Here is a 1361-nt window from a genome sequence, read left to right on the forward strand (position 1 = left end):
GTTGTCCTATTCCTATCCCAAAGCGCCTTTGGGTGAGCTTAGTGACTAGTGTGGGAGTGGGAGCACAAAACCGTTGGGCTGAGTTATCGAAAAAAACCGTACATCAGTTAGTTCAAGAACTGACTCAGGGACGCTATTTGATTCAAGGTAAAGGGGTTTTTAAGGAAGAGTTTGTTACTTGTGGTGGTGTTAGTCTCAAAGAGGTGAATTTCAAGACTATGGAAAGCCGCCAATGTCCAGGTCTTTACTTTGCTGGGGAAATTCTGGATATTGATGGAATTACTGGGGGATTTAATTTTCAGAGTGCTTGGACAACGGGTTGGTTAGGAGGTCAAGGGATTGGAAATAGTTAGTGCTGTGGTAATTGGTAATTTGCCTTTTTTTTGTCCATTAATTGTGATAGTATGTATCTTGGGTCAGACTAGTTAGACATTTTTCAATTTCGTTGCTCCTCAAATTATTACACAACCAGGGATTGATCGTAGGTCGCGCTAGGTGAACGGCAAATTATTTCCTCAACTAACTATATTGGGTAAATTAAAATTACTCACTTACCAATATGCTCCGGAATAACTTTTGTCAGTCAATCAGGAATTTCATAATCGGATATTGCTAGGTCGTAAATTCTGAAAAACAGACTTTATGAATTTAATATAAAAGTAAAAGTAGAGAGATTTTTGGTGTCCCAATCATGTGGAATCCAAGCCAGGTTGACTATTTGGAAGTAGACCCTGTAACTCAGGAAATTTTCCAGCAGTACAAATACGCCTTAGCTTATATCGGGGTAGACTTTGACAGGGAAGATGTCCAGGCTGCTGTGATCGGTTGCTCTCAGGGTATGGAGCCCGCCTTCCAAACAACTATCTCTTACTGGATTTGGAAACAAAATAATTACGAAAAGTTTGAATATCCAAGTGCTTTCCTTATAAAAGCCCTTAACCAACAGTGGACACCTAAGTCATGGTCTAATGAGTACTTGGACAACCCCAAATTCAAGAGCCCCTGTCAGCTTTGGTGGGAGAAAGCAGCAGAAAAATTAGGAAAAGATGTTCGTAACTCCCTGATTGCGGATGTTGCAGAAAAGGAATCTGGCTATCAGTACATCTTACTCATGTCTGGTCAAACTATCTCCTTAGAAATAGTCAATAATTGGAGCTGGGAAAAATTCTATGAATATGCAATTGAGTCTAAGAGACAAGAAGAGGAGCGGATAAAAAGGTTATAAAAACTTAAGCTCAATAACAAACTAAACAAACTCAGGAAACAAATTTTTTCCGCGCTACGTGAGTAGTTTCAAAGATTGTTTCCAGACTCGACCAATCTTCCTGTTCAATCACCTCAATTATCTGGTCAAGGCGATC

Annotated in this window: 2 protein-coding genes; both read left to right on the plus strand. The window is 39.8% G+C overall.

From position 1 onward, the window contains the following. Nucleotides 1–353 (plus strand): NAD(P)/FAD-dependent oxidoreductase (locus F6K37_RS42575; protein WP_287257242.1); only part of this gene is annotated, 353 nt, incomplete at its 5' end. Nucleotides 354–691: 338 nt separating this feature from the next. Next, nucleotides 692–1225, plus strand: coding sequence for a hypothetical protein (locus F6K37_RS42580; RefSeq protein WP_287257243.1), 534 nt, complete (start codon nt 692–694; stop codon nt 1223–1225). The last annotated feature ends 136 nt before the right edge of the window (nt 1226–1361 follow it).

It is taken from the genome of Moorena sp. SIO4E2 (assembly GCF_010671945.1).
In the GTDB taxonomy this organism is placed as follows: Bacteria; Cyanobacteriota; Cyanobacteriia; order Cyanobacteriales; family Coleofasciculaceae; genus Moorena; species Moorena producens.